24 protein-coding genes and 1 pseudogene are annotated in these 24,246 nt (G+C 72.7%); 13 read left to right on the plus strand and 12 right to left on the minus strand.

From position 1 onward, the window contains the following. Window positions 1-66: 66 nt before the first annotated feature. Window positions 67-669: a hypothetical protein gene (locus ACZ5VD_RS06295; protein WP_468681113.1), complete on the minus strand. Its 603-nt coding sequence runs from the start codon at window positions 667-669 to the stop codon at window positions 67-69. Then, window positions 657-1,301 (minus strand): hypothetical protein, encoded by a 645-nt coding sequence (locus ACZ5VD_RS06300; RefSeq protein WP_468548560.1) that lies wholly within the window; start codon window positions 1,299-1,301, stop codon window positions 657-659. The genes ACZ5VD_RS06295 and ACZ5VD_RS06300 overlap by 13 nt, the downstream gene beginning before the upstream one ends. 141 nt (window positions 1,302-1,442) lie before the next feature. Here ACZ5VD_RS06300 and ACZ5VD_RS06305 point away from each other — a divergent pair, with 141 nt between their 5' ends. Then, window positions 1,443-2,228: an ABC transporter ATP-binding protein gene (locus tag ACZ5VD_RS06305; RefSeq protein WP_468681659.1), complete on the plus strand. Its 786-nt coding sequence runs from the start codon at window positions 1,443-1,445 to the stop codon at window positions 2,226-2,228. Between the two features lie 2 nt (window positions 2,229-2,230). Next, on the plus strand, window positions 2,231-3,541 hold the full coding sequence (locus ACZ5VD_RS06310; protein ID WP_468548772.1) for an FtsX-like permease family protein: 1,311 nt from the start codon (window positions 2,231-2,233) through the stop codon (window positions 3,539-3,541). A gap of 48 nt (window positions 3,542-3,589) precedes the next feature. Here ACZ5VD_RS06310 and ACZ5VD_RS06315 read toward each other — a convergent pair whose 3' ends face one another. Then, window positions 3,590-4,156 (minus strand): TetR/AcrR family transcriptional regulator, encoded by a 567-nt coding sequence (locus tag ACZ5VD_RS06315; RefSeq protein ID WP_468681115.1) that lies wholly within the window; start codon window positions 4,154-4,156, stop codon window positions 3,590-3,592. A 109-nt stretch (window positions 4,157-4,265) separates the two neighbouring features. Between ACZ5VD_RS06315 and ACZ5VD_RS06320 the strand changes: the two are divergent. After that, a pseudogene (locus ACZ5VD_RS06320) lies at window positions 4,266-4,528 on the plus strand (hypothetical protein); the annotation flags it as partial. An 80-nt stretch (window positions 4,529-4,608) separates the two neighbouring features. Here the strand turns inward: ACZ5VD_RS06320 and ACZ5VD_RS06325 are convergent. After that, window positions 4,609-5,310 (minus strand): SDR family oxidoreductase, encoded by a 702-nt coding sequence (locus tag ACZ5VD_RS06325; protein ID WP_468548557.1) that lies wholly within the window; start codon window positions 5,308-5,310, stop codon window positions 4,609-4,611. 253 nt (window positions 5,311-5,563) lie between these two features. Here ACZ5VD_RS06325 and ACZ5VD_RS06330 point away from each other — a divergent pair, with 253 nt between their 5' ends. Further along, the gene (locus ACZ5VD_RS06330; protein WP_468681117.1) at window positions 5,564-6,538 is read left to right on the plus strand and encodes an NAD(P)-dependent alcohol dehydrogenase; all 975 of its coding nucleotides are present in this window, start codon (window positions 5,564-5,566) and stop codon (window positions 6,536-6,538) included. Between the two features lie 90 nt (window positions 6,539-6,628). Here ACZ5VD_RS06330 and ACZ5VD_RS06335 read toward each other — a convergent pair whose 3' ends face one another. The 3 genes from ACZ5VD_RS06335 to ACZ5VD_RS06345 all read right to left on the minus strand — a co-directional run bounded on the left by ACZ5VD_RS06335 (window position 6,629) and on the right by ACZ5VD_RS06345 (window position 8,968). Continuing rightward, window positions 6,629-6,988 (minus strand): cupin domain-containing protein, encoded by a 360-nt coding sequence (locus ACZ5VD_RS06335; protein WP_468548555.1) that lies wholly within the window; start codon window positions 6,986-6,988, stop codon window positions 6,629-6,631. A gap of 310 nt (window positions 6,989-7,298) precedes the next feature. Beyond that, window positions 7,299-8,276: a pyridoxal-phosphate dependent enzyme gene (locus ACZ5VD_RS06340; RefSeq protein ID WP_468681120.1), complete on the minus strand. Its 978-nt coding sequence runs from the start codon at window positions 8,274-8,276 to the stop codon at window positions 7,299-7,301. After that, window positions 8,273-8,968 carry a helix-turn-helix transcriptional regulator gene (locus tag ACZ5VD_RS06345; RefSeq protein ID WP_468548553.1) on the minus strand — a complete coding sequence of 232 codons (696 nt, stop codon included), beginning with the start codon at window positions 8,966-8,968 and terminating at the stop codon, window positions 8,273-8,275. Before ACZ5VD_RS06345 ends, ACZ5VD_RS06340 begins: the two co-directional genes overlap by 4 nt. A gap of 167 nt (window positions 8,969-9,135) precedes the next feature. Here ACZ5VD_RS06345 and ACZ5VD_RS06350 point away from each other — a divergent pair, with 167 nt between their 5' ends. From ACZ5VD_RS06350 to ACZ5VD_RS06365, 4 genes are all read left to right on the plus strand, one after another. Further along, window positions 9,136-10,332 (plus strand): MFS transporter, encoded by a 1,197-nt coding sequence (locus ACZ5VD_RS06350; RefSeq protein ID WP_468681122.1) that lies wholly within the window; start codon window positions 9,136-9,138, stop codon window positions 10,330-10,332. A gap of 111 nt (window positions 10,333-10,443) precedes the next feature. Continuing rightward, entirely contained in the window at window positions 10,444-12,204 is a 1,761-nt protein-coding gene (locus ACZ5VD_RS06355; protein WP_468548551.1) for a beta-galactosidase, read from the plus strand. Further along, entirely contained in the window at window positions 12,204-14,585 is a 2,382-nt protein-coding gene (locus tag ACZ5VD_RS06360) for a beta-galactosidase (RefSeq protein ID WP_468681124.1), read from the plus strand. Before ACZ5VD_RS06355 ends, ACZ5VD_RS06360 begins: the two co-directional genes overlap by 1 nt. A 126-nt stretch (window positions 14,586-14,711) precedes the next feature. After that, on the plus strand, window positions 14,712-15,776 hold the full coding sequence (locus ACZ5VD_RS06365; RefSeq protein WP_468548549.1) for a LacI family DNA-binding transcriptional regulator: 1,065 nt from the start codon (window positions 14,712-14,714) through the stop codon (window positions 15,774-15,776). 4 nt (window positions 15,777-15,780) lie between these two features. Here ACZ5VD_RS06365 and ACZ5VD_RS06370 read toward each other — a convergent pair whose 3' ends face one another. The 3 genes from ACZ5VD_RS06370 to ACZ5VD_RS06380 all read right to left on the minus strand — a co-directional run bounded on the left by ACZ5VD_RS06370 (window position 15,781) and on the right by ACZ5VD_RS06380 (window position 18,570). Further along, window positions 15,781-17,439 carry a hypothetical protein gene (locus ACZ5VD_RS06370; protein WP_468548548.1) on the minus strand — a complete coding sequence of 553 codons (1,659 nt, stop codon included), beginning with the start codon at window positions 17,437-17,439 and terminating at the stop codon, window positions 15,781-15,783. Window positions 17,440-17,729: 290 nt separating this feature from the next. Next, on the minus strand, window positions 17,730-18,095 hold the full coding sequence (locus ACZ5VD_RS06375; RefSeq protein ID WP_468548547.1) for a hypothetical protein: 366 nt from the start codon (window positions 18,093-18,095) through the stop codon (window positions 17,730-17,732). Window positions 18,096-18,255: 160 nt separating this feature from the next. Then, a complete protein-coding gene (locus ACZ5VD_RS06380; RefSeq protein ID WP_468548546.1) occupies window positions 18,256-18,570 on the minus strand; it encodes a hypothetical protein in 315 nt (104 codons plus the stop codon). A 212-nt stretch (window positions 18,571-18,782) separates the two neighbouring features. Here ACZ5VD_RS06380 and ACZ5VD_RS06385 point away from each other — a divergent pair, with 212 nt between their 5' ends. From ACZ5VD_RS06385 to ACZ5VD_RS06395, 3 genes are all read left to right on the plus strand, one after another. Next, window positions 18,783-19,148, plus strand: a complete 366-nt coding sequence (locus tag ACZ5VD_RS06385; RefSeq protein ID WP_468548545.1) for an AfsR/SARP family transcriptional regulator — start codon at window positions 18,783-18,785, stop codon at window positions 19,146-19,148. Between the two features lie 176 nt (window positions 19,149-19,324). After that, window positions 19,325-20,203, plus strand: a complete 879-nt coding sequence (locus ACZ5VD_RS06390) for an ATP-binding cassette domain-containing protein (RefSeq protein WP_468681126.1) — start codon at window positions 19,325-19,327, stop codon at window positions 20,201-20,203. Then, window positions 20,200-20,856 carry a hypothetical protein gene (locus ACZ5VD_RS06395; RefSeq protein WP_468681128.1) on the plus strand — a complete coding sequence of 219 codons (657 nt, stop codon included), beginning with the start codon at window positions 20,200-20,202 and terminating at the stop codon, window positions 20,854-20,856. The genes ACZ5VD_RS06390 and ACZ5VD_RS06395 overlap by 4 nt, the downstream gene beginning before the upstream one ends. A gap of 15 nt (window positions 20,857-20,871) precedes the next feature. Here ACZ5VD_RS06395 and ACZ5VD_RS06400 read toward each other — a convergent pair whose 3' ends face one another. Further along, window positions 20,872-21,147, minus strand: a complete 276-nt coding sequence (locus tag ACZ5VD_RS06400; protein ID WP_468681130.1) for a hypothetical protein — start codon at window positions 21,145-21,147, stop codon at window positions 20,872-20,874. 521 nt (window positions 21,148-21,668) lie between these two features. Between ACZ5VD_RS06400 and ACZ5VD_RS06405 the strand changes: the two genes are divergently transcribed. Further along, a complete protein-coding gene (locus ACZ5VD_RS06405; protein ID WP_468548541.1) occupies window positions 21,669-22,646 on the plus strand; it encodes an ABC transporter substrate-binding protein in 978 nt (325 codons plus the stop codon). Between the two features lie 23 nt (window positions 22,647-22,669). Here the strand turns inward: ACZ5VD_RS06405 and ACZ5VD_RS06410 are convergent, their stop codons facing one another. Next, the gene (locus tag ACZ5VD_RS06410; protein ID WP_468548540.1) at window positions 22,670-23,635 is read right to left on the minus strand and encodes a pirin family protein; all 966 of its coding nucleotides are present in this window, start codon (window positions 23,633-23,635) and stop codon (window positions 22,670-22,672) included. A gap of 147 nt (window positions 23,636-23,782) precedes the next feature. Between ACZ5VD_RS06410 and ACZ5VD_RS06415 the strand changes: the two genes are divergently transcribed. Continuing rightward, a complete protein-coding gene (locus ACZ5VD_RS06415) occupies window positions 23,783-24,238 on the plus strand; it encodes a MarR family transcriptional regulator (protein WP_468681132.1) in 456 nt (151 codons plus the stop codon). Window positions 24,239-24,246 lie beyond the last annotated feature (8 nt).

The raw sequence follows: 24,246 nt of genomic DNA on the forward strand, positions 1-24,246 counted from the left end.
GGTCAGGCGGACCGCGGCCACCGGCAGCCGGGGCGCGAGGACGCGTTCCACCCCCCGGGGCCGGTGTCAGTGTCCGTAGGCGGGCTCGACGCAGCCGCCCTCCAGGTAGGGCCCGTGGGCCTCGACGGTGTTCCGGCGGCTCGGGGTCAGGGTCCCCGTGACGCAGACCCCGTCGAGGGCGATGACGAACCGGACGCCCGTGCCGGTGCCCCGGACGTCCTCGACCTGGTCGCCGTAGCCCAGGCGGGACAGCGCCGTGTCGACCTCGGCCCGGTTCACCGGGATGCTCCCGAGGCCCTCGCTGAGCCGGCCGACGTGCACCTCGCCCCGGCACACGGCCAGGCCCTTCAGGGGCAGGGTGCGCCGATAGGCGTTGTTGTCGGCGTAGTTGGGGGGCCGGTCCTCGACGGCCCCCTCGGAGGGCGAGGCGGAGGCCTTCCCGGCCGACGACAACGACGGTCTCGGTGTCGTGGTGCCGCACGCCGAGTCCTCCACCTCCCGTAGTTCCGCGGCGATGTGGCGCGGCACGGGCGGGGACGAGGCCGTGGTGTCCGAGGGGCCCGGGTCCGTCCCGGCGCGGGTGGCGCCGCAGCCGGCCAGGGCGAGGGCCGCCGCGGTGGCCACGCTCGCCGCGGCGGCGCGGCCGGCCAGGCCTGTCACGGCGTCCACAGGAGCATCGTGGGGAGCGTCTCCTCCAGGACGGCCCGGCGGGGCAGGGTGAGGCCGAAGTGCCGCTGGACGACCTCCAGTGCGGTGCGGTGGACGACGCGCCGCTCCAGTCCCGCGTCGGGCAGTCCGGCGGCGCTGAGCCGGGCCCGCACGGCGGACACCGTCCCGGGATCCCCGTCGACCTCGCCGTTTCCCCAGGAGCGGTCGAGGTGCAGGTTGAACGCGCACATCAGGCGCTCGTCGTGCAGGTGCGCGAAGGTCGGCGGCACCGGCTTGCCGTTCTCCTCCTCGAACTCCAGGAGGAAGATCTCCGCCCCGCCGCGGGAGACCGGGGGTGTGCCGCCGAACTCGCCCTGCCAGCCTCCGTACTTGACCACGTACGCCCACTCGCCGATCTCCCCGTGGCGCAGGGCGATCCCGTGGAAGACGTCTCCGAAGAGGCCCTCCAGGACGTCCTGCGTCTGACGGCCGGTGAGTTCGCCGAGGGACCGTTGGTCCCGGCGCGGGCCGTGCACGGTGTCGGCGACGCGCGCGGCAAGGGTGTCCGAGGCGAGGTCGCGGGCGATCACGACGCCGTAGCCGCCCCAGGCGATGGACTGTGGTGCGGCGAGCCAGGCTATTCCGTCGGTCATGGTGATCACCCTGGCGCATCGGGCCCCGGGGTGTCACTGAATACACCCCCCGATACGGGTTCTGCGCCCAATGTGCCGCGCCCGGCGTCTCCGTAGCTTCTTGAGCGAGGCACACGGAGTGCCGGACGGAGAGTGATGACGATGTTTCGCGCAGGCTCGCGACGTACGCACGACACGGGACCCGCCGCCGAAGCACTTCGGCTGGTCAAGGTCAGCAAGACCTACGGGACGGACGACAGTGCCGTCACCGCGCTGGACGGGGTCACGCTCACCCTCGGCCGTGGCACCTTCACCGCGGTGATGGGGCCGTCGGGTTCGGGCAAGTCCACGCTGCTGCAGTGCGCGGCCGGACTCGACAGGCCCGACAGCGGCATCGTACGGGTGGACGGCACCGAGCTGACCGGGGGCGACGAGGCCGCGCTCACCAGGTTCCGGCGGGGCCGGGTCGGGTTCGTGTTCCAGCAGTACAACCTGCTGGACACCCTGACCGTCGCCCAGAACACGGTGCTGCCGCTCAAGCTCGCGAGGCGTCGCGTGGACCGGGCACGGGTCCGTGACGTGCTGACGTCCGTCGGTCTCGGCGACCGCCTGGGGCACCGCCCCGACCAGCTCTCCGGTGGTCAGCGTCAGCGGGTGGCCATCGCCCGCGCGCTGGTCACCGAACCCCGGGTGATCTTCGCGGACGAGCCGACGGGTGCCCTGGACACCCGCAGCGCACGGGATGTGCTGCGGCTGCTCCAGCAGGCGGTGCGGGTGCACGGACGGACCGTGGTGATGGTGACCCACGACCCGGTCGCCGCCTCCTACGCCGACTCCGTGCAGTTCCTGGCGGACGGCAGGCTCGCCGGGCACCTGGACGCGCCGACCCCGGACGCGGTCGCCGAGCGGCTGGCACACCTGGGCGACGACACGAAGGCGGGGGTGTGACGATGTTCGTACTGGCGATGCGGTCGATCCGGCAGCGGCCCGGACGGTTCCTGGCGACACTGCTGTCCGCCTTCCTGGGCGCGGCGATCATCATGACGTTCAACTCGATGTACGACACGGCGGGGCAGGACGGCGTCGACTCGGTCAGCGCCGAGACCCTGACCACCTCGGCGAGCGTGGTCGGCGGCTACGGCACTCTCCTGGTGTTCTTCGCCGTCGCCTCCACGCTGACGGTCAACGTCCGTCAGCGGACCGCCGAGTTGGAGCTGCTGCGCTGCTCCGGGGCGACTCCGGCGCAGCTCCGGCGGATGGTCGTGGGCGAGGCGGTGGCCGTCGCCCTGGTGGGCGCGGCACTGGCGATCGGCCCGGCGATGCTCGGCGGGCAGGCACTGCTCGGCGTCTTCCAGGACAGCGGTCAGGTGGCCCGGTCCGTCGACCACTCCTTCGGTCCGGTCGCGCTGATGTCGGGCGTCGACATCACGCTGGTCGCGGCGGCGGGCGCGGCCTTCCTCGCCGTCCGACGGGCGACGCGCGGCTCCCGGCAGCCGGGCCGGGCCCGGACCGTCCTCGCCTACGCGGCGCTGACGGCCGGGGTCCTCGGAGTCCTGTCCACGTTCGCCGTCACGGCGACGGACGCGGCCCTGATGGCGCCGCCCGCGTACGGGGCGATCCTGCTGTCGGTGGGGTTCGCCCTGCTGTCGCCGAAGCTGCTGAAGGGGGTGCTGGACCGGCTGCCGGTGACCGGTCCGAGCGGCTGGCTGGCGGTGCGCAACCTGCGCCGCCGGGCGGACCACCTCGCCGGGATCCTGATGCCGCTGATCCTGTTCACGGCGGTCGCCACGGCCACGCTGTACATGCAGGCGGTGGAGAGCGACGCGGTCGACGCCTCGGGCCTGGCCAAGTCGGTCGAGGCGAAGAACCTGGAGACGCTGAACCTCACGGTCGTCGGGATCATCGTGGTGTTCGTCTGCGTGATGCTGGTCAACTCGCTGTACGCGGCGACCACTTACCGCGGCCGGGAGTTCGGGCAGCAGCGGCTCGCGGGGGCCACCCCGGGTCAGGTGCTCGGCACGGTGGGCGCGGAGGGGCTGATCCTGACGGTCACCGGGTTGTTCTTCGGGACGGTGGCCGCGCTGGCCGGGATCATCCCGTTCACCGTCGTGCGCAGCGACTCGGTACTGCCGCACCAGGGCTTCGGCATCTGGCTGGCGGTCGTGTCGATCGCCGCGGCGGCGACGCTGGGCACGAGTCTGGCGACGGCCCGGCGGGTGCTGCGGACCCCGGCGGTGGGGGCGGTCGCGGTCGCCGCGTGAGGAGAGCGGGACCCACCAGGGGCAGTCACTTCGGTGACTGCCCCGCCGCTATTCCATGCCCGCCGCGTCCAGCAGGGCCCTCACGGTCGCCGTGGTCAGTCCGTCCAGGGTCTCCGCCCCGGCGCCCGCGCGGGCGCTCGCACCGTCGAAGACCAGCATCAACTGGCGGGCCAGCAGCCGGGGATCGCTCGCCCCGCCGAGTTCGGCCAGGCCGCGGAACCAGTCGGTCAGCCGGTCCTTCTCCGTGCGGGCGACCACGCTCGCCGGGTGCGCGGGATCCTTCAGCTCGACCAGCACGGCCAGGAAGAGGCAGCCCCGGTAGCCGGGCTCCACCGACGCCTTCTCCAGTCGGTCGAAGACACCCAGGACGCGCTCGCGCGCGGTGCCCGTGTCCTCCTCCGGAATGAGCAGCCGCCGGTACTCGGGCGCCCGGCGTTCCAGGCTCGCCGCGAGGACCTCCTCCTTGCTGGTGAACAACTGGTACATCGACCGCTTCGAGATCCCGGCCGTCCGGCAGAGCGCCTCGACGCCGATGGAGACGCCGTCGCGGTAGAAGAGCTCGGCGGCCGCGTCGAGCAACCGGTCCCTGGTGGACGCCCTGTCTGTGGTGGCCATACAGGGAGGTTACCTCGGCACCGACCCCCGGGAAACCGATCGGTGTACCGACGGGTCGGCTCCCGGTTCACGCGTGACAGCAGCGCCGATCCAGCGCTTGGGCAGGGCGTTGCGCCGACGCCGCCCCGCTCGCCCCGCCCACCTGGAACTGGTGCCGCTGCCCGATGCGCCGGGCTCGGTGTCCGGGTTCTCGGACTGCACGATGCCGCCTGCACAGGCGCCGCACGACCAGTTCGGCAGGGTAGGCGTGTTCGCCTTCGTCAACCGGGTCGGCGAGGCGACCGGGCCGCTCGTGCACGGCGCCGCCGATCCGCAAGGCTCGGCGCCCGAATCGGGGCACAGGCGACGCTCACGGGCCGGCACGGCGGCAGCGCGTCTCGATGCACGAGTGCCGCGACGCCCGCCGGCCCGGCGCCCCGCTGGGACGCCTGCCGCCGGTCCGACCGCTTTCGCTACGCCGCCAACTGCGGGTACAGCACGGCGAGATCGGCGGCCAGTCCGGCCTTCACCTGCCGGGAGAGGTCGTCGGCCAGCACCTCGAAGGCATCGGCCTCGATGCCGTCGAGGGCCTGGGCGGCGATGCTCTCGGGCGTGGACTTCGGTGCGTCGATGCCGGCGGTCAGGTCGGTGTCGACATAGCCGACGTGCAGGCCGGTGACGCCGATGCCGCGCGGCTTCAGGTCCAGGCGCAGGGAGTTGGTCTGCGACCACAGGGCGGCCTTGGAGGCGCTGTAGGAGCCGGCGAGGCCGAGCCAGGACAGCACCGAGTGGACGTTCAGGATGTGGCCGCCGCCATTGCGTTCGATGACCGGCACGAAGGCCCTGGCGACGAGGAGGGGGCCGTAGAAGTTGGTCTCGAACTCGCGGCGGACGTCCTCGACGGGCGAGTCCAGGAAGTTCGCGTTCACGGACGCGCCGGCGTTGTTGATGAGCAGGGTCACGTCCTGCGCCCGCTCGGCGGCCGCGGCGACGGACGCGGGGTCGCTGACCTCCAGCGGCAGCGCCACGGCGTCGGGGTGGGTGACGGTCCGCGGGTCGCGGGCGGTGGCGTACACCTTCTTCGCGCCGCGCTCGTACAGCGCGGCGACCAGCGACCGGCCGATGCCACGGCTGCCGCCGGTGACCAGGGCGACGGAACCTTCGATGGTGGTCATGGAACTCTCCCGAACATGAACGGACCGATGAGAAACCGATCGGTTTCCTTACGTCGACCAGAGTAAACCGATCGGTTTCCACACGGCAAGGCGGCACCGGCTCAACGGCGCGCTCCCTCCCGACCCGCCTCCCCCGGCTTCCCTGGGCTCCCTGGGCTCCTCTCGGTGGGCTCCTCCCGGAGGAGTAGGGAACGTTCCCGATGTCCCTCTCGCCGCCCCGCCTCTACGCTCCGCGGCAAGGGAGGGGACACCCATGAAGGCAGTGGTCCAGAACAGGTACGGCCCGGCGGACACGCTGGAGGTCAGGGAGGTCGAGACACCGGCGCCCGCCGCCGGGGAGGTACTGGTGCGGGTGCACGCCGCCGCGCTGAACGCCTACGACTGGCATCTCATGCGCGGCGACCCCAAGCTCGCGCGGCTGGCCTTCGGGCTGCGGGCACCGAGGGCGCGGATCCGGGGCCGGGACTTCGCCGGGCGGGTGGAGGCGGTCGGCGCCGGCGTCGAGGGGCTGCGTCCCGGTGACGAGGTGTACGGCGAGGCCGACGGCGCCTTCGCCCAGTTCGTGTGCGCCGAGGACCACGCGGTGGACCTGAAGCCGGCCGGCCTCACCTTCGAGCAGGCCGCCGCGATCCCGCTGGCCGCCAACACCGCCCTCATCGGCCTGCGCGACCGGGCCGGCGTCGGCACGGGCACGACGGTGCTGGTGAACGGGGCGTCGGGCGGGGTCGGCACGTTCGCGGTACAGCTCGCCAAGGCGTACGGCGCCGAGGTGACCGGCGTGTGCAGCACCCGCAACGTCGACCTCGTCCGGGCGCTCGGCGCGGACCACGTCATCGACTACCGGCAGGAGGACTTCACCCGCGGCGGACGCCGGTACGAGGTCCTGCTGGACCTGGTGGGCAACCACTCGCTCGGGGCGTTCCGGCGCGCCCTGACCCCCGCCGGGACGCTCGTACTGTCCGGCGGGGGTGTGTTCGAGGGCGGCAGCCTGGTCGGGCCGATGGGGCTGTTCCTCAAGCGGCGCCTGGTGGCGCCCTTCGTCCGGCAGCGCCTGCTCGAACTGCCGGCCAAGCCCAGCAAGGCGAACCTCACCGCACTGCGCGAGCTGGTCGACTCCGGGAAGATCGCCCCGGTCGTGGACCGCACGTATCCGCTGAGCGAGGTGCCCGAGGCGATGCGCTATCTGGAGGTCGAGCACGCGCGGGCGAAGGTGGTCGTCACCGTGTGAGCCGGGCGGGCGCGCAGGGGCGGGCGCGAGGGGGAGGTCAGACGGTCACCGGCGAGGCGCGCCCCCCGAAGCGCGCACCCGCGGCCGGGGTCAGTCGGCCTTGGCGTATTCCGTCGCCATGCCTCCCGCGAAGTCGTACACCACGCACTGTTCGTCGCCCACCACCCAGGCGTCGTGTCCGGGCGGACACACGAAGACGTCACCGGGACCCACTTCGCTCTCACCGCCGTCGTCCATGCGGATCTGCAGGCGTCCCTGGACGACATAGCCGTTGTGGTGGACCTGGCAGCTGTCGGTGCCCGCGATCGGGGCCACGGACTCCGACCAGCGCCACCCGGGTTCGAAGGTGGCCACGGCGAAGTCCAGTCCGGTGAGGTGGACGGCTTCGATATGACCTCGGGGGAAATCTCGCCGCTCGTCGGGCTTCTCCAGCGGCTTCACCTCGATCATGACGGCACTCCCTTCCGGCCGTGGTCGACACGGCCGGGGCCGGTCTCCGTCTCCCGCCCGGGGCGAGCGGCACCGGCGGGGGCCGAGCCCCTCACTTCCATCGTCCGCCCACCTACCCGGCTCCGCCATTCGAGTGAGGGCCACGGGCGCCACCAGGCCGCCCCGCGTCGAACACCATCACCCCACGCGGGACGCCACCCGTCACCGCACTACCCCACGCCACAACGCCAGTCGCCAGCCACACGCCCCCGAACTCCACTACGCCACTACGCCACTACGCCACTACGCCACTACGCCGGACACCACCACGTCATCCCGCCCCCGCGCACAGCCGCGCGAACCGCTCCGCGTCCACGTTCCCCCCGGAGATGATCACGCCGACCCGGCGCGGCAGCCGGCCCGCCCGGCCGGAGAGGAGGGCGGCCAGCGGGGTGGCACCGCTCGGCTCGACGACGATCTTGAGGCGTTCGAAGGCGAACCGCATGGCCTCCCGGATCTCGTCGTCGGAGACCAGGGCGACGGCGTCCACCAGGCGACGGTTGATGGAGAAGGTCAGTTCGCCGGGGGTGTGCAGGGCCTGGCCGTCGGCGATGGTGTGCGGCACCGGGATCTCGACGCGCCGGCCCGCCTCCAGGGACCGCTTGGTGTCGTCCCCGGCCTCCGGTTCGACACCGATCATCCGCAGGTTCGCGTACTGCCCCTTGGCGGCCGTGGCGCTTCCGGCGATCAGCCCGCCGCCGCCGACCGGGGTCATCAGCGCGTCCAACTCCCCTACTTCTTCGAGGAGTTCGAGTGCTGCCGTGCCCTGTCCGGCGATGACGTGCGGGTGTTCGTAGGGCGGGACGAGGGCCAGGCCCCGGTCGGCGGCCAGGGACTCGGCGAGGGCGACACGGTCGCCCGTGTAGCGGTCGTAGGTCACGATCTCGGCGCCGTAGCCGGCGGTGGCGTCCCGCTTCGAGGCCGGGGCGTCGTGCGGCATGACGATGACCGCGGTGGTGCCGAGTTCGCGGGCGGCGAGGGCGACCGCCTGGGCGTGGTTCCCGGAGGAGTAGGTGGCGATGCCGCGGGCGAGCTGCTCCGGGGTCAGCCGCGAGGCCGCGTGGTAGGCGCCGCGGAACTTGAAGGCGCCCGCGCGCTGGAGGTTCTCGCACTTGAGGAAGACCTCGGCGCCGACCAGCGCGTCGAGGGTGCGGGAGCGCAGGACGGGGGTGCGGTGCGCGATGCCCTTGAGCCGGGCTGCCGCGTCACGGATGTCGTCGAGGGTGACCGGCGGGGTGGTCGTCGTCACGCGTGTCCTCCAGTGGAGTCGGGGGTCGTGTCGGTCGCGGCCCGGGCCTGGGAGAGATAGCTGTAGGCGGAGGCGCGGGAGATGCCGAGGCGGGTGGCCACCTGCTCGACCGAGCGGCGCACCGCGAAGACCCCGCGGTCGTCGAGGCCGCGGAACAGCTCCAGGCGGGCCGCGCGGTCGAGGCCGGCCCACGCCCGGTCCTGGCCGAGGTGGTGGTCGTCGAGGATGACGTCGACGACGGAGTCGATGTCGTTGCCGAAGGTGGTGACCGGCAGCTCGGCGGGCGGGCGGCCGAGGCCGGCGAGCGCGCCGAGGATCGTGTGGGCGTCGGTGAGCGCGGTGACGTCGAGGTTGACGCAGACCGCGCCGAAGACCGCGCCGGTGGAGTCGCGCAGCACCATCGTGGACGACTTGAGGGTCTGTCCGGTTCCGGTCCGGGTGACGTAGTTCAGCTCGTCGGTCGCCTCCTCGCCGCGGGCGACGATCCGCATGCCGATCTCGCTCATCGCGCCGCCGACCGCGCGCCCGGTCACCGAGCCGGCGAGGGCGACCACCGACTCCTCCGGGCGCCGGTAGTCGTGGAGCACCACCTCGCACGTCGGCCCGAACGTCGCCGCGATCCCGTCGATCACCGGGACCAGCGCGGCGATGACCGCGTCCCGCTCCGCCTCCACCCGCACCGCTTCGCCCACCGACCCGTCCTCCCTGCCGCAATCAGGTCTTCTAGACTACACGTCCAACCTCTGGACCAAAAGTCCAATCTCTCTCCATAACTGTCAGGGACCTTGACCAATGAAATGTTACCGGTAACATCACTGCGGTCGGAGTCAACGAGGTCTGCCGTACCGGGGGAAGTCCAGTGGTCGACACCAGCAGTCCCCAGCGCTCCACCACCCCACCTCCACCGGACGGCGCACCGGTCTTCAGCCCGGCAGCCGTGGTCGCCTCCTGTGCGGGCTTCGTGCTCATCGGCGTGCTCCAGGCGCTGTACGGCCCGGCCCTCCCGGCGCTGCGCGAGGAGTTCGGACTGTCCCCCTCGGCCGCGGGGCTGGGGCTGAGCGCCCACTTCGCCGGCGGGGTCGCCGGAGTACTGCTCTTCGACCGGCTCCACGGCCGGCTCGGCAACCGGCAGATCCTCGGCGCCTCGTATCTGCTCATGGCGGTCGGCGCCGCCGGTTTCGGCCTCGCGCCGAACTGGCCGGCCGCGCTGGCCATGGCACTGCTGGCCGGGCTCGGCTTCGGCGGGATCGACTACGGGCTCAACCAGCTGTTCGCGGTCGGTTTCGGCCACCGGTCCACCGCGATGCTGAACATCCTCAACGCGCACTTCGGCATCGGCGCCATCCTCGGCCCGGCGCTGATCGCCATGGTCGGCTCCGACCACTACCCGGCGCTCTTCCTCGGCTTCGCGCTCGCCAACCTGCCGTTGCTGCTGTGTCTGAAGGGCGTACGCGAGCACGCGCCCGGCGCGTCCGACACGCCGGAGGAGGCTGCCCCGCGGGTCCTCGGCCGCAGTCTGGCCTCGGTCCTGGGCGTGTTCGTCGCCCTCTACGTGCTGCACGTGGGCATCGAGGCGGGTGTCGGCGGCTGGGAGCCGACCCATCTGGAGACCGTGGGCTACGGCGCCGGGGCCGCCGCGACCGCGACCTCCGTGTTCTGGCTGATGATGACCGTCGGCCGGTTCCTGGCCGCCCCGATCGCGTTGCGTTTCTCCGCCCAGGCCATCATCACCGTCTCCTGCGCGGGCATGACGATCTGTCTGCTGCTGGCGTCGGTCCCGGCGCTCGCGCCGTACGCCTACGCCGGTGTCGGGCTGTTCATCGCCCCGATCTTCCCCACCGGCCTGCCATGGCTGCACCGGGCGGCTCCTCGGGCCCGGCGGGCCGGAGCGCTGGTGATCGCCGCGTCCATGGTGGGCGGGGTCGCGGCGGGACCGGCGCTCGGCAGGGCGATCGAGACGGCCGGCGTCCGATCCGTACCGCTCCTGCTCGCCGGCGTCTCGGCACTGTGCCTGGCCGCCACGCTCTGGCTGATCCGCAGCACCCGAACCCACTGACCCCCTCGTCCCGGGCAGCCCCGCTGCACCAGGGCGCCCCCACCACCCCGCCGCCCGCTCTCGCCCCATGTCACACGGCCCCGCACCCCACCACCGAAGGGACACACCCGCATGCCCGCTCTGACGACCACGTCCAACGGTTTCCTCCTGCACGGCGAGCCGTTCCGGATCATCTCCGGGGCCCTGCACTACTTCCGCGTCCACCCCGACCAGTGGACCGACCGGCTGCGCAAGGCACGCCTGATGGGCCTCAACACCGTCGAGACGTATCTGCCGTGGAACCTGCACGAACCGGAGCCCGGCACCCTCGTCCTCGACGGTCTGCTCGACCTGCCCCGCTTCCTGCGGCTGGCGCAGGCGGAGGGGTTGCACGTGCTGCTGCGGCCCGGGCCGTACATCTGCGCCGAATGGGACGACGGCGGGCTGCCCTCGTGGCTGATCTCGGACCCCGACATCCGGCTGCGCACCAGCGACCCCCGGTTCACCGACGCCCTCGACCGCTACCTCGACCTGCTGCTGCCTCCGCTGCGGCCCCATCTCGCCGCCAACGGCGGCCCGGTGATAGCCGTCCAGGTGGAGAACGAGTACGGGGCGTACGGCGACGACACCGCGTATCTCAAGCACGTCGAGCAGGCGTTGCGCTCCCGGGGCGTCGAGGAGCTGCTGTTCACCTGCGACCAGGCGGGCGCCGACCACCTGACCGCCGGGAGCCTGCCCGGCGTCCTCGCCACCGCGACCTTCGGCAGCCGGGTCGAGGAGAACCTGGCCGCGCTGCGCAGGCACCAGCCCGAAGGCCCGCTGATGTGCGCGGAGTTCTGGATCGGCTGGTTCGACTACTGGGGCGGGCCCCACCACACGCGGTCGGCGGCCGACGCGGCGGCCGACCTGGACCGGCTGCTGTCCGCCGGCGCCTCCGTCAACATCTACATGTTCCACGGCGGCACCAACTTCGGCTTCACCAACGGCGCCAACCACAAGCACGCCTACGAGCCCACCATCACGTCCTACGACTACGACGCCCCGCTCACCGAGAGCGGCGACCCCGGCCCCAAGTACCACGCGTTCCGTGAGGTCATCGCCCGGCACGCGCCGGTCCCCGACGAACCGGCCCCGGCGCCGGGACCCAAACTCCCGCAGACCGCGGTCGAGTTGGACCGCCGGGCGCCGCTGCTGCCGTATCTGCGCACCCTGGAAGACGTCGTGCGCGCCGAGGACCCGGTGACGACGAACGGCCTCGGGGTGTCCACCGGTTACGTCCTGTACCGCACCACCGTTCCCGGCTCGGGCGACGGCCTGCTGCACTTCCCGGGCGGCGTCGGCGACCGCGCCCAGGTCTTCGTGGACGGCGCCTCCGTCGGCGTACTGGAACGTGAACGCCACGACGAGACGCTGCCCGTGCGGGTGCCGGCGCCCGGTGCCGTCCTCGAAGTGCTGGTGGAGAACCAGGGCGGGGTCAACTACGGGCCGCGCATCGGGGCGCCCAAGGGCCTGCTGGGCCCGGTGTCGTTCCAGGGCACGGAGCTGCACGGCTGGGAGTGCCTGGCGGTGCCCCTCGGCGACCTGGACGCCGTGCCGTTCGGGCCCTCCGATGCCCTCACCGACGCCGTACCCGCCTTCCACCGGGGCACCTTCGACGTGGCCACCCCGGCCGACACCTTCCTCGCCCTGCCCGGCTGGACGAAGGGCCAGGCCTGGGTCAACGGCTTCTCCCTCGGCCGCTACTGGAACCGCGGCCCGCAGCACACCCTGTACGTCCCCGGCCCGGTCCTGCGGCCGGGCGCCAACGACCTCGTCCTGCTGGAGCTGCACGCCACCACCGGCACCCGTGCCCACCTCACCGACACTCCCGACCTCGGACCGGAGAACGACTGATGGCCCACCCGCACCGGCTGCGCGTCCCCACCCCCGCCGGGCCGCCGCTCACCGGTCATCTGCCCTTCGCGGACGCCCCCGGAGTGCCCGATCCCATCGAGGTCACCAGCCGTTGGCTGACCCGCGGCGGCCGTCCCTGGTTCCCGGTCTCCGGTGAGTTCCACTACTCCCGCTACCCCGCCGGGGAGTGGGAGGAGGAGCTGCTGAAGATGAAGGCGGGCGGGGTGACCGCGGTCGCCAGTTACGTCATCTGGATCCACCACGAGGAGATCGAGGGCCGTGTCCGCTTCGACGGCGACCGCGACCTGCGCCGCTTCGCCGAACTGTGCGCCCGGCACGGTCTGGACTTCGTCCCGCGGATCGGCCCCTGGTCGCACGCGGAGGTCCGGGGCGGCGGTCTGCCCGACTGGCTGCTGGCCCGCGACTGCGTCCCGCGCACCGACAACCCCTCCTATCTCGAAGCCGTCCACGCCTGGTTCACGGCGATCGCCGAGCAGTTGCGCGGCCTCGACCGCGCGCACGGCGGCCCGATCGTGGCGATCCAGATCGAGAACGAGCTCTACGACGAGCCCGGCCACCTCCTCACCCTGAAACGGATGGCGCAGCGGGCCGGACTGAGCGCCCCGCTGTGGACGTCGACCGCCTGGGGCGGCGTCCGGCTCCCGCCCGACGAACTGCTTCCGCTGTACGGCGGTTACACCGAGACCTTCTGGACCGAGGCGGACGGCGGCTGGCCGGACACCTGCCGCAAGCACTTCTTCTTCACCCATCAGCGCGACGACGAGGGCATCGGCGCCGACCTGCGGCCGACCACCGTGCGCGGCGGCACGCCGGACGCCTTCGCGGACCGATTTCCCTGGGCGACCTGCGAGTTGGGCGGCGGGATGGCGGTGTCGTACCACCGTCGGCCACGGGTCGAACCGGACGACATCGGGGCCCTCGGCCTCACCAAGATCGGCTGCGGTTCGGTATGGCAGGGCTTCTACATGTTCCACGGCGGCACCAACCCGGCCGGTGAACTCACCACCCTCCAGGAGTCCCACGCCACCGGCTACCCCAACGACCTGCCGGTCCTGACGTACGACTTCCAGGCACCGCTCGGCGAGTACGGCCAGTACCGGCCGACCTACCACGAACTGCGGCTCCAGCACCTGCTGTTGGCGGAGTTCGGCGACCGCGTCGCCCCCATGGCGTCCGTGCTGCCCGAGCGGCGGCCGGACGGACAGGGCGACCGGGACACCCTGCGCTGGGCCGTGCGGAGCGACGGCGCGTCCGGGTTCCTGTTCGTCAACAACCACCAGCCGCACGAGCCGCTGCCGGACCACCCGGACACCGCCTTCACGGTCGTGTTCCCGGACGGTTCGGGCGAGTTGACCTTGCCGAGCACCCCCGTCACCGTGCCGCGCGGCGCCTACTTCTGCTGGCCGCTCAGGCTCGACGTGGCGGGACTGCGGCTGGAGTGGGCGACCGCCCAACCGGTGTGCACGGTAGACATGGCCGGCCGTACGGTGCTGGTGCTCGCCGCGACCGACGGGATCACGCCCGAACTCGCCCTGGACGCGGCCTCGGTGGCGTCCGTCAGCGTGCCGGGCGGGGACGTCACCCCGGTCGGCGACCGGCTGCTGGTGACCGGTCTGCGTCCCGGCACCGACGCCCTGGTCGAGGTGGACACGGTGGACGGAGGCCGGGTGGGGCTGCTCGTCCTGGACGCGGGCACCGCTCGGACCCTCTACCGGGGCGAGGCCTGGGGCGCCGAGCGGCTCGTCCTGTCCGCGGACGGTGTCGTCTTCGACCACGACGAGGTACGGCTGCACGGGTCCGGGGCGCCGGGGTCGTTCGCGGTGCTGCCCGCGCCGGAGCGCCCGCCGGTGGTGGACGGCGTACCGGTGAGCGCGGAGCCGGACGGGGTGTTCACCCGTTACGCGGTCCCGTCCCCCGGAGGCGGCGAGGACCCGCCCCGGGTCACCCCGGTCCGGCCCGCCGGACCGGCGCCCGTGACCACGACCGGCGTACAGAGGCGGGCGAGCGCGCCCGCCGACAAGGACGTCGACGCGGTCGCCGCCGAGTACCGCGTCGACGTGCCGGACGACCTGCCGCCGGGCACCCTGCTGCGCCTGCACTGGACCGGTGACGTGGGGCGGGCGTACGTGGGGGACGTGCTCGTCGCCGACCAGTTCTTCTCCGGACGGGTGTGGGACATCGGCCTCGACCGGCTGCCCGCCGACGCGCTGCGCGCGCGGGGTCTGCGGCTGCGGGTGCTGCCCCTGCACCCCGACGCCCCCGTGTACGTACCGGCGGAGGCGGTCGGTGCCGCGAAGACGGCGGCGATCGTGCGCGCCGAGTGGGTCACCGCCCGCGCCCGGTCCGTCCGGGCCGGCTGAGCCGCCCCTCCTCACCAGGAGATCCCCGAGGGCCCGGCGCACCCGGGCCCTCCCGGCCGCCCGCCTATGCTGTGCTCCAGCCGGGCGGGACCGGACCGCCGCACCGACGCCGAGGAAACCGCCACCATGACCCCAAGCGCCGCCGACGGGGCCGTCCCGAAGGGGCGCAGCAGACGGAACTTCGCGGGCTCGCGTCCCGTGATGGACGACGTGGCCCGGCTGGCCGGTGTCTCCAAGCAGACCGTCTCGCGCGTGCTGAACGACCACCCCTCCGTCCGCCCGGAGACCCGCGAGGGTGTCCTGGTGGCCATGCGCACGCTCGGCTACCGGCCCAGCCGCAGTGCCAGGTCCCTGGCCAGCGGACGGACCCGGATGCTCGGGGTGATCTCCTTCGACGCCGCCCGCTACGGCCCGGCCTCCATCCTCACCGCGATCAACACGGCGGCTCAGGAGGCCGGTTACCTGGTCAGCTCCATCGCCCTCGACACGGCCGACCACGACACGGTCGTCGAGGCCGTGAACCGGCTGTCGGCGGAGGGCGCGGACGGGGTGATCGCCATCGCTCCGCAGTTGTGGGTGGGCCGGGCGCTGGCCGACACCCGTGTGGACACCCCGCTGGTGGTGCTGGAGAACGGCCTGGACGACGCCACCGGGCTGGTCACCGGTGACTCCCGGGTCGGTGCCCGCAAGGCCACCGAGCATCTCCTCGGGCTCGGTCACGCGACCGTCCGGCATCTCGCGGGACCGACGGGCTGGACCTCCGCCGATCACCGGCTGGACAGCTGGCGGTCGACCCTGCGCGCCTTCGGCGCCGAGATCCCCGAGCCGCTGGTCGGCGACTGGAGCGCCGACTCCGGGTACGAGCTGGGGCGGCGGCTGGCCGCGCGCGTGGACGTCACGGCGGTGTTCGTGTCCAACGACCAGATGGCCCTCGGTGTCCTGCACGCCTTCCACGAGGCCGGCCGGTCCGTGCCGGGCGACGTCAGTGTGGTCGGCTACGACGACATTCCGGAGGCCGCACATCTGCTGCCACCGCTGACCACCGTGCGCACCGACTTCGCGGAGATCGGCACCCGTTCGCTGCGGCTCCTGCTCGACCGGATCGACAGGACGGCCGGGCCCGCGCGGCCCGCGTCGCTCGTCCCGGTCGACCTCGTGGTCCGCGGGAGCAGCGGACCGGCTCCGCGCTGACGGATCAGCAGCCGCCCGACCCGGAGGACACCGAGGCCGGCGGCGAGGACGTCGGAAGGTACGACGACCCGATCCGGTAGAGGCCCGCGGCACCGACCGTCAGCCGCGTGAACCCGTCCCGCTCGCTCAGGCAACCGCCTTCGACGCGCAGCCACGGCGAGTACGCGATCCGTACGGTCACCGAGCCGGCGGCCGGCATCCGCAGGTCGAGTTCGGCCTCCGAGGTGCGGACCACGGTGGCGGGGGCCGACACCAGCGGTACGGCGTCGCGCACCCGGTAGACCTTCCAGTGAGCGTCGCTCCACGCCGGTTCCAGCCAGTCGACCCGGCCGCGCAGCAGCCGCGCCTCGGCCTGCCCGTACCGGTCGGGCTCGGTCGCGGGCAGCACCACGAAGCCGACCGCCCAGTGGTCCAGCCAGGCCCGGTAGGTGGCCGGGGTGAGGGTGCCGTCGTAGAAGAGACGGCCGCGGGAGACGTCGAGCTGGGTGTTCCAGCCGCGCGCCAGGTTGACGTGCGGGGCGAGCAGGGCGGCATCGCGGTGGTCGTGGGCGGGCACGACCTCCACGCGGCCGCGGTCCGCGCCGAGCCGGTCCAGGGCCCGGACGACCGCGTGGGTGTCGGCCGCCCACGCGGGGAGCCGCCCCGTCCCGCGCACGAAGGAGGTGGGTGTGCCCGACCCCACCCAGAACAAGGACCCGGCGAGTGCCAGGGCGAGGACGGCCCGTCCGTGGCGGGGGCGGCGCTCCGCCGAGAGCAGCGCGGCGAGGAGCACGGCGGGACCGAACAGCATCGCGAGCCGCTCGACGTTGGCTCCGATCGGCGAGGGGACCAGATAGGTCAGGACGACTCCGACCGCGTACACGGCCCCGGCGCGTCGCAGCACCCGCCAGCCGCGGGGCGCGCACAGCGCCACGGCCACGCCGAGCAGGGCGGGCCACAGAATGCGGCCCGCGGCCATCGGTTCCTCGCCGTGGAAGGGGAAGAGCAGGGTGGTCGCGCCCACGACCGCGAACGGCGGGAGGGTCAGTGCGGCGGCCCGTCGCCCGTCCCGGAGCAGGGCGTACGCGGCGCCCGCCACCACCAGGAACAGGCCGGCCACCGGGCTCGCCAGCGTCGCGAGCAGCGCGTACCCGGCGGCCGTGGCGAACCGCCGCTCCCCCACCAGCGGTACACAGGCCGCCAGCGCGAAGGCGACACCGAGGGCGAAGGTGACCCGCCCCGCCGCCACGTCGACCCACAACCCCAGGGCGGCGAGCAGCGCCGGTGCCAGCGGGCGGCGGATCCCGGACCGGACGAACAGGACCGCGCTCAGCCAGCCGGCGGCCAGCCCGGAGGCGACGGCGATCGTCCGCACGCCGAAGAACCCCATCAGGTACGGGGAGAGCACGCTGTAGTTGACGGTGTGGACCCCGCCGAACCAGAACAGTCCGTACGCCGAACCGCCGTGCTCGGCGGCGAAACGCGCCCAGGTGTCCTGGGCGGCGAGGTCACCGCCGCCGTTGGCGCGGAACACCGCCCACACCAGGTACAGCGGCAGCATCGTCAGGGTGGCGAGCGGGACGCGGTGGCGGCGCGCGAACGCCCGGACGCGGCGGTAGGGCGGCCTGCCCGGCGCGCTGGCGTCCTCCGCCGGTGCGAGGGCCGGCACGGCGGCAACGGTCATGAGGGCGGCGACTCCGATCGGGAAGGAGGTGCAGCCTGGCCGGTGCCGGACACGGCGTGGAGAGCGACGGGGACACCACGGCGTCGGTGCCGTACGGGAGTGTCAGCAGGTCGGAGCGGTCGTCGGCTGCGCTCTCATTCTTCGACGCGGGACCGGGGCCGGGCATCGGCCGATCGGCCCGGGGCCGGGTCGGCGGGGGCCTCGGGTCTCGGCCTTTCGGCCGAGGCACGGCCACCGCGCGCGGCGGGGCGTGCCCGGGGCCCGGCAGGGGTGCGTGCGGCGACCGGGCCCTAGCGGTCGAACGTCCAGGTGACGGAGTCGTCGCTCGCCGTGACGACCTGAACCGGGACGGTGATCCGTGAGCCGTTCGGGCGGACGCCGTGGCAGGTGAGGGTGGTGCCGGCGACGGCCTTCAGGGCGGTCGGGCAGGACATGTCCTTCAGCGAGGTGCCGACCCAGGGCAGCGGGTGGTACAGGCTCAGCGTCCGCCCCGCGACGATGCCGGGTTTCAGCGCCCGGTGGCCGTCGAGCGTCACCGCGCTGAACCGGTTCAGCGCGGTGGTGGACTCCGTGGTGGTGAGGCGATGGGTGATCAGGACGAAGGGCACGACCACGACGGCCATGCCCACGACGACCCCGAGGATCTTGCTCCGCACCACAGCTCCCGACCACGACCCCGACGCACAGCAGCGTAGTCAGGGAAGCGGCCCGGGGCCATGGCGTACGACACCGCCGGTCAGCCGTCGGGGGCCGTCCGACCGGCCGCATCGGACCGTGCGCCGTCCCCGGTGGCGATCCGCCGGGCCAGGGACTCCATCAGCTCGATCTCCGCCTGACGTGGCCCCGCTCCAGGTCCTGGTAGACCTGTTCGCCGCGGACGTTGGCGCGGGTCGGGTCGACGCCGGAGTCGTCGGTCGTCTTCTCGGCGGACCGGCCGTGCAGGCTCAGCACCACGGAGGCGACGACCGCGGCGGCGGCCAGCGGGATGCCGATCGTGGCGGCGGTGCGCAGCCGCCTGGCGCGGCCCGCGCGTCGGGCGTCCCGGCCGCGCAGCGCGGCGAGCCTGGCCCGGCGGGCCTCGTCGTCGCCCGGCGGGGGCGTGTGCTGCCGCTCGTCCTGGTCCTGAGGCATGGACGACCTCTCGCTGCAAGGGATCAACAGGGGCTCAGCGTAGGAGCGGTGCGGTCCCCAAGTCCCGGGACCACGGTCCCGTCCCGCTCCCAGGACGGCATCGGGTCGGCCGTCCCGGGCTCCCGGGACACGGGGCGACCTACGCTGAGCGACCGCCAATGGCCGGCCGTCTCCGCGAGGCCGGCCCGCACGACCAACGGGTGGGAGAAAGAGTGGAATTCGGCATCCTGGGACCGCTGCGGGTGTGTACCGAGGGACGGGAGATCCCGATCCCCGGCCGTAAGCAGCGGACCTTGCTCGCCGCGCTGCTGCTGGCCCGCGGCGGTGTCCTGTCCGACGAGCGCCTGACGGCCCTGTTGTGGGGGCAGCGGCCCCCCGCGACGGTGAGCGCCCAGCTCTACACCTACGTCTCCCGGCTGCGGCAGCGGCTCGGCACCGGCGTCCAGCTCGTCCGGGAACCCCCCGGGAGGAGGCTTCTTCGCCGTTCTCACGGTGCCGTTCACGGCCGACGGCGAATTGCTCGAACGGTCGGCGCGTTCCTTCGGTGTGCCGTGGACTCCGGTGTCGCACTTCGATGACGGAAAGGGCGGCGAAGAACAAATCCGGTTGTCCTGCAGTTCCCTTGACGGCACACCGGTGGAAGAGGGATTGGACAGGCTTGTGAACCTCTTCGCAGACAAGGGTGTTGACGTGGGCGGCGACTCGGTGCCTGAGTGTGGGAGCGTGAGCGTGTACATTACATTGAGGAGTCGGATTGTTACGGTGCGAGGCGGTCAGCAAGCGCTACCGCAAAGGGCGTTGGATCCTCGACGGCGTCGACATGGAGGTCTCGGGCGGTGACGTCCTGGCCGTCGTGGGCGGCAACGGCTCCGGGAAGTCGACCCTGTTGAGAATCCTGGTGGGGCTCTCGCAGCCCACGTCCGGGACGGTGTCGGGCCGCCCGGCACGCATCGGGTACGTACCGGACCGCTTCACCGCGCACGACCGCCTCTCGGCGCTCTCCTACCTCACCCACATGGGGCGGATCCGCGGCCTGTCGGGTGCCGCGGCCCGCTCCCGCGGACTGCGCCTCCTGGACCGGCTGTCCCTGGTCGGCGGCCACAACTCGCCGTTGCGCACGCTGTCCAAGGGCAACGCCCAGAAGGTGGCCGTCGCCCAGGCCCTGCTCGTCGAACCCGATCTGCTGGTCCTCGACGAGCCCTGGTCGGGTCTGGACACCTCCGCGCACAGCGTCCTGGCCGAGTTCATCGACGAGGTCGCCGACCGCGGCGGCGCGGTCGTCTTCACCGACCACCGGGAGGCGATCACCGAGACCCGGGCCGGCGGCGCCTACGCCATCGCCGACGGCCGGATCACCTGGCGGGGCGGTGGGCACGCCGGGGCCGCGCGCGCCGTCGACCTGGAGCTGACCGCGCCGGCCACCGGCATCATGCCGATCGAGGTGAACTGGTGCACCCTGCCGGGTGTGCTCGACGCCTCCCGCCGGGAGGCGTCGATCGTCCTGCGGGTGGCGCGGGAGCACTCGGACGTCGTCCTGCTGACGGCACTGCGACACAACTGGTCGGTGGCCGGTCTCACCGCGGTCGCCCACGGACGCGGTTCCCGCCCGGATACCAGGAGGGCCGCCCTGTGATCGCCCTGGTCCGCTACCTGTTCACGGTGATGCTGCTCTCGCAGCGCCATCTCGCGCCGGTGCTGCTGTTCGTCGGCCTGCTGGCCGTACTGACCAGCAGCGACTCCGGGCCGCTGGCCGCCACCTACGGATCGGCCGCCGGGGCCATCCTCGTCTGTTCCGTCTGGCTGACCATGGCGCTGGTGGGTCTGGAGGACCGGCCGCACCGCTCGATCGTCGTCGTCAACGCGGGCAGCGCGCTGCGGGTACTGCTCGGCTCGGTCGGTACGGCCCTGCTGTGGTGCCTGCTGCTGGCCGCGGCCGGCCTGGTGCTGCCGCTGCTGTTCGGCTCCCACACGCTCACCGTCGCCGACCTGGTGCTCGGCACCGAGGCCCAACTCGTCTGTGCCTTCACCGGCGTCGGCATCGGCCTGGTCTGCTCCCGGCTGGTCTTCAGGCGACAGGGCTACGCACTGGTGGTCGCCCTGGCACTGCTGCTGACCGTGATGCTGGGCAAGGGCGTCTCCCCGGTCAACATCCTCCTCTCCGACCTGCAGAACGCCTCGAACTCGGCCGATCTGCTCGGGTCCACGGGCGTACTGCTGGGCGTCGCCGCCGGGATGCTGGCGGCCTCGGTGGCGGTCACGCAGGCGGTCGGCGTCCGGCAGGGCTGACCCCGCCGACCGGTCTCAGGCCGCGACGCCGGGCTCTTCCTCGGGGGCGTCGGGGAGGTCCCGTACGGAGCACAGGCCCGAGCGGTACAGCACCGCGACCGCCACCGGTGCGGTGAGCCCGGTCGGCACCAGTGCCGTACCGGTCCCCGAGGTGAGTCCGAGGGTCAGGACGCCGAACGCGCCGGCGGCGAGGGCGGCCCCGCACAGGTCGGCCATGCCCAGCGCCCCCGGCGCGTCGGCCGCGGGAATCCAGGCGAGCGCCGCCATGGTGCCGACGGTCGACAGCACCATGGCGGGTCCGCGTCGCCGCCGGTCCATCAACACCCCGGCGAACAGACCGAATACGGGTATGCGGCGGTTCCCACGGCATTCGGCACGCCGACCCAGAGGCCGGAGGTGTGGAACACGACGATGGCGATGGTGGGGAAGAGGAATATGGCCATCTGATACCCCACCACCCTGGCGTCCGCCCCACCCAGCACCACCGGAAGTCCCGCACCGGAACCGGCACTTTCTCAGCGCTGAACCGTCCGTTCATCTCCCTCCCGCGTTCCGGTCGGCGGAATGCCGACCCGTCCTCGATATCACGAGACCGAGGGAAGCCCTGCCCGCGTTCGGCGGCCCGAAGGAAATCGAAGCCCGCGTGTGCGAAAAGGCCCGGATATCGCCGCCGCCGCTCTCCGCGGGGCGCGTGTGCCGGGCGCGGGGACCTCGATCACGGTCCGGAGTACTGACAGCGGGAACCCTGGCGTGTAGATTGCGGCCGTCATTTAACTGCACAACTTCAGCGGGCTGTCGATCCGGAGGGGCCCATGCGAAGGTGCGTTCCTGGTCTTGCGGCACTGCTCATCACCCTTGCCGGCGTGGCCGGTTGCGGCTCTCCGGACTCCGGAGCGAGCGGGTCGCCGTCCTCGGGCGGGAGCAGCGGCACCACGGTCAAGGTCGGCATCATCCCGATCGTCGACGTGGCACCGCTCTACCTGGGGCAGAAGAAGGGGTTCTTCGAGAGTCGCGGCATCAAGCTGGAGATGGTGAGCGCCCAGGGCGGCGCGGCCATCATCCCCGGCGTGGTGAGCGGCCAGTTCCAGTTCGGGTTCAGCAACACGACGTCGCTGATGCTGGCCCAGGTCAAGGGAGTTCCGGTCAAGTCCGTGGTCAACGGCGCGGCCTCCAACGGCAAGGTCGGGGCCGACGTCACCGGCGTGTCCGTCAAGAGGACCAGCCCGATCAAGTCGGCCAAGGACCTCGCCGGACACACGGTCGCGGTGAACACCCTGCAGAACATCGGGGACACCACGGTGCGCGAGGCGGTCCGCCAGGACGGCGGCGACCCGTCCGAGGTCAAGTTCGTGGAGATCCCGTTCGACCAGATGCCGGCCGCGCTGGACCAGGGCCGGGTGGACGCCGCCTGGATGGGCGAGCCCGCGCAGACGATCGCCAAGGCACAGGGCGCCCGCGTCGTGGCCTCGCCGTTCGCCGGGACGGACCCGAAGCTCACCGTCGCCACGTACTTCACCTCGACGCAGCTCACCCGGCAGAACCCCGACCTGGTGAAGAGGTTCGTCGAGGCGATGACCGAGTCACTGCGGTACGCCACCGACCACCCGGACGAGGCCCGCCAGATCCTCACCGCCTACACCAAGATCAGCGGCGACGTCCTCAAGGACCTCATCCTCCCCGGCTGGCCGCCGCAGATCGACATGCCCTCCCTGGAGAAACTGGCCTCACTCGGCGAGCAGGACGGCCTGTTCGGCGACAAGAAGCCCGATCTGGACGCCCTGTTCTCGTAGCCGTGGCGCCTCCTCCCCGCAGGTCAGCGCAGCCTCCCCCGCGGCTTCAGCGGCACCGCCGGCAACCGCGGGGCGGGCAGCGGGGCGCCGTCGTACCCCTTCACCTCACCGAATCGCACCCCTGACATCCAGTCCTCGCGGGCCTGCACGATCTCGTCCTGGGTCCGTCCGATCCAGTTCCAGAACATGATGAGCTCCTCGTCGAAGGGCTCACCGCCCAGGAGCATCAGGTCCGCGTCCGACTCGGCGCGCAGCGGGAGTTCGGTGCGGCCGCAGCCGAGGTAGAGCATCGAGCCCGGCAGCACCGGCACCCCGTCCACGTGCGCCTCGCCGGACATGGACAGCACGGCGTACTCGAAGTCGGGTTCCAGCGGCAGGCGTACGTCCGCGCCGCGGGTGAGGGCGAGGTCGGCGCCGACGATCGGGGTGTACGTCGTGCCGGGCGAGGCCGAGCCGTCGAGGGCGCCGAGGAGGAGCGTGGCCGTCAGGCCCGGGGCCGTAACCAGCGGCAGTTCCGCGTGGTGTTCGAAGCGCGGGTCGGTGTGGCGGTCGCTGTCCGGGAGGGCGACCCAGAGCTGGGCGCCGTGCAGGAACGGGGCGTGCGAGCGGGGGCTCTCCTCGGAGTGGCTGATGGCCCGGCCGGAGGTCATGAGGCCCAGCTCGCGCGGGCGGATCGTCTGGAGGCTGCCGGTGGAGTCACGGTGCAGCACCTCGCCCTGGTGCAGCCAGCTCACGGTCTGCAGGCCCATGTGGGGGTGCGGCGGCACCTGCATGCCGGCTTCGTCGGCGATGTCGTCGGGGCCGTAGTGATCGACGAAGCACCAGGCGCCGACCATGCGGCGGCCCAGGTTGGGCAGCAGGCGGCGGACCTCGGTGGACTCCCCGAGCCTGACATGACGCGGGCTGAGGAGTTCCCGGACGGGCTCGGCCACCACGAAGCCGCGGCCGCCGCACAGAGCGGGAACCGCCTCGCGATCAAGATTGCTCATGCCGCTCAACCTAGCCCTGTGCGGGCCGCCTCGTCAGGTCGACGAATCGCCGTTCGCCCCCGACCGTTTTAGTAGCCATGGATATAGTAGCCATGTAATGTATCTGTCGGAGCAGGCGGCCGAGAACCGCGGAACAGAGGAGCAGTCATGACCATCACCGCACCCCCCTTGGACAGCCGTGTCATCGGCCTGACCCACTACGCCGCCCGCGCGGTCCTGGAGAGCGTGCTGACCCGCCACGACCTCACGTTCCAGCAGGGAGTGACCCTGCGACCGGTCGCGGTCGCCGACACCCCCGTCGAGCGCGACGAGGTCGTCCGGCAGATCTGCGACAGCCTCAAGATCCCGGCGGCGGAGGCGCACGGCACCGTGGAGGCCCTGATCTCCCGGCGGCTGGTGGCGGCCGAGGGCCCGCGGCTGGTCGTCACGGACGCCGGACGCAAGCTGTACGCGGAGTCGAGTGCCGAGACCGGGAGGATCACCGCGCGGATCTACGCCGGCATCTCCGCGGCCGACCTGGCGACCGCGGGGCGGGTCCTCGCCCTGGTCGCCGAGCGGGCGAACGCGGAGCTGGCCGCGGTCGCCGAGCGGGGCGAGAGGTAGGGGAACGC

This window comes from Streptomyces sp. NPDC032822 (genome assembly GCF_055578825.1).

Excerpts from the sequence above, each read along its gene's own strand:
- ACZ5VD_RS06355 (WP_468548551.1), top strand. The coding sequence starts at position 10,444 with ATGCCCGCTCTGACGACCACGTCCAACGGTTTCCTCCTGCACGGCGAG.
- ACZ5VD_RS06405 (WP_468548541.1), top strand. The coding sequence starts at position 21,669 with ATGCGAAGGTGCGTTCCTGGTCTTGCGGCACTGCTCATCACCCTTGCC.
- ACZ5VD_RS06370 (WP_468548548.1), bottom strand. The coding sequence starts at position 17,439 with ATGACCGTTGCCGCCGTGCCGGCCCTCGCACCGGCGGAGGACGCCAGC.
- ACZ5VD_RS06380 (WP_468548546.1), bottom strand. The coding sequence starts at position 18,570 with ATGCCTCAGGACCAGGACGAGCGGCAGCACACGCCCCCGCCGGGCGAC.
- ACZ5VD_RS06330 (WP_468681117.1), top strand. The coding sequence starts at position 5,564 with ATGAAGGCAGTGGTCCAGAACAGGTACGGCCCGGCGGACACGCTGGAG.
- ACZ5VD_RS06400 (WP_468681130.1), bottom strand. The coding sequence starts at position 21,147 with ATGGTGCTGTCGACCGTCGGCACCATGGCGGCGCTCGCCTGGATTCCC.
- ACZ5VD_RS06415 (WP_468681132.1), top strand. The coding sequence starts at position 23,783 with ATGACCATCACCGCACCCCCCTTGGACAGCCGTGTCATCGGCCTGACC.
- ACZ5VD_RS06305 (WP_468681659.1), top strand. The coding sequence starts at position 1,443 with ATGTTTCGCGCAGGCTCGCGACGTACGCACGACACGGGACCCGCCGCC.
- ACZ5VD_RS06310 (WP_468548772.1), top strand. The coding sequence starts at position 2,231 with ATGTTCGTACTGGCGATGCGGTCGATCCGGCAGCGGCCCGGACGGTTC.
- ACZ5VD_RS06325 (WP_468548557.1), bottom strand. The coding sequence starts at position 5,310 with ATGACCACCATCGAAGGTTCCGTCGCCCTGGTCACCGGCGGCAGCCGT.
- ACZ5VD_RS06410 (WP_468548540.1), bottom strand. The coding sequence starts at position 23,635 with ATGAGCAATCTTGATCGCGAGGCGGTTCCCGCTCTGTGCGGCGGCCGC.
- ACZ5VD_RS06315 (WP_468681115.1), bottom strand. The coding sequence starts at position 4,156 with ATGGCCACCACAGACAGGGCGTCCACCAGGGACCGGTTGCTCGACGCG.
- ACZ5VD_RS06335 (WP_468548555.1), bottom strand. The coding sequence starts at position 6,988 with ATGATCGAGGTGAAGCCGCTGGAGAAGCCCGACGAGCGGCGAGATTTC.
- ACZ5VD_RS06300 (WP_468548560.1), bottom strand. The coding sequence starts at position 1,301 with ATGACCGACGGAATAGCCTGGCTCGCCGCACCACAGTCCATCGCCTGG.
- ACZ5VD_RS06365 (WP_468548549.1), top strand. The coding sequence starts at position 14,712 with ATGACCCCAAGCGCCGCCGACGGGGCCGTCCCGAAGGGGCGCAGCAGA.
- ACZ5VD_RS06360 (WP_468681124.1), top strand. The coding sequence starts at position 12,204 with ATGGCCCACCCGCACCGGCTGCGCGTCCCCACCCCCGCCGGGCCGCCG.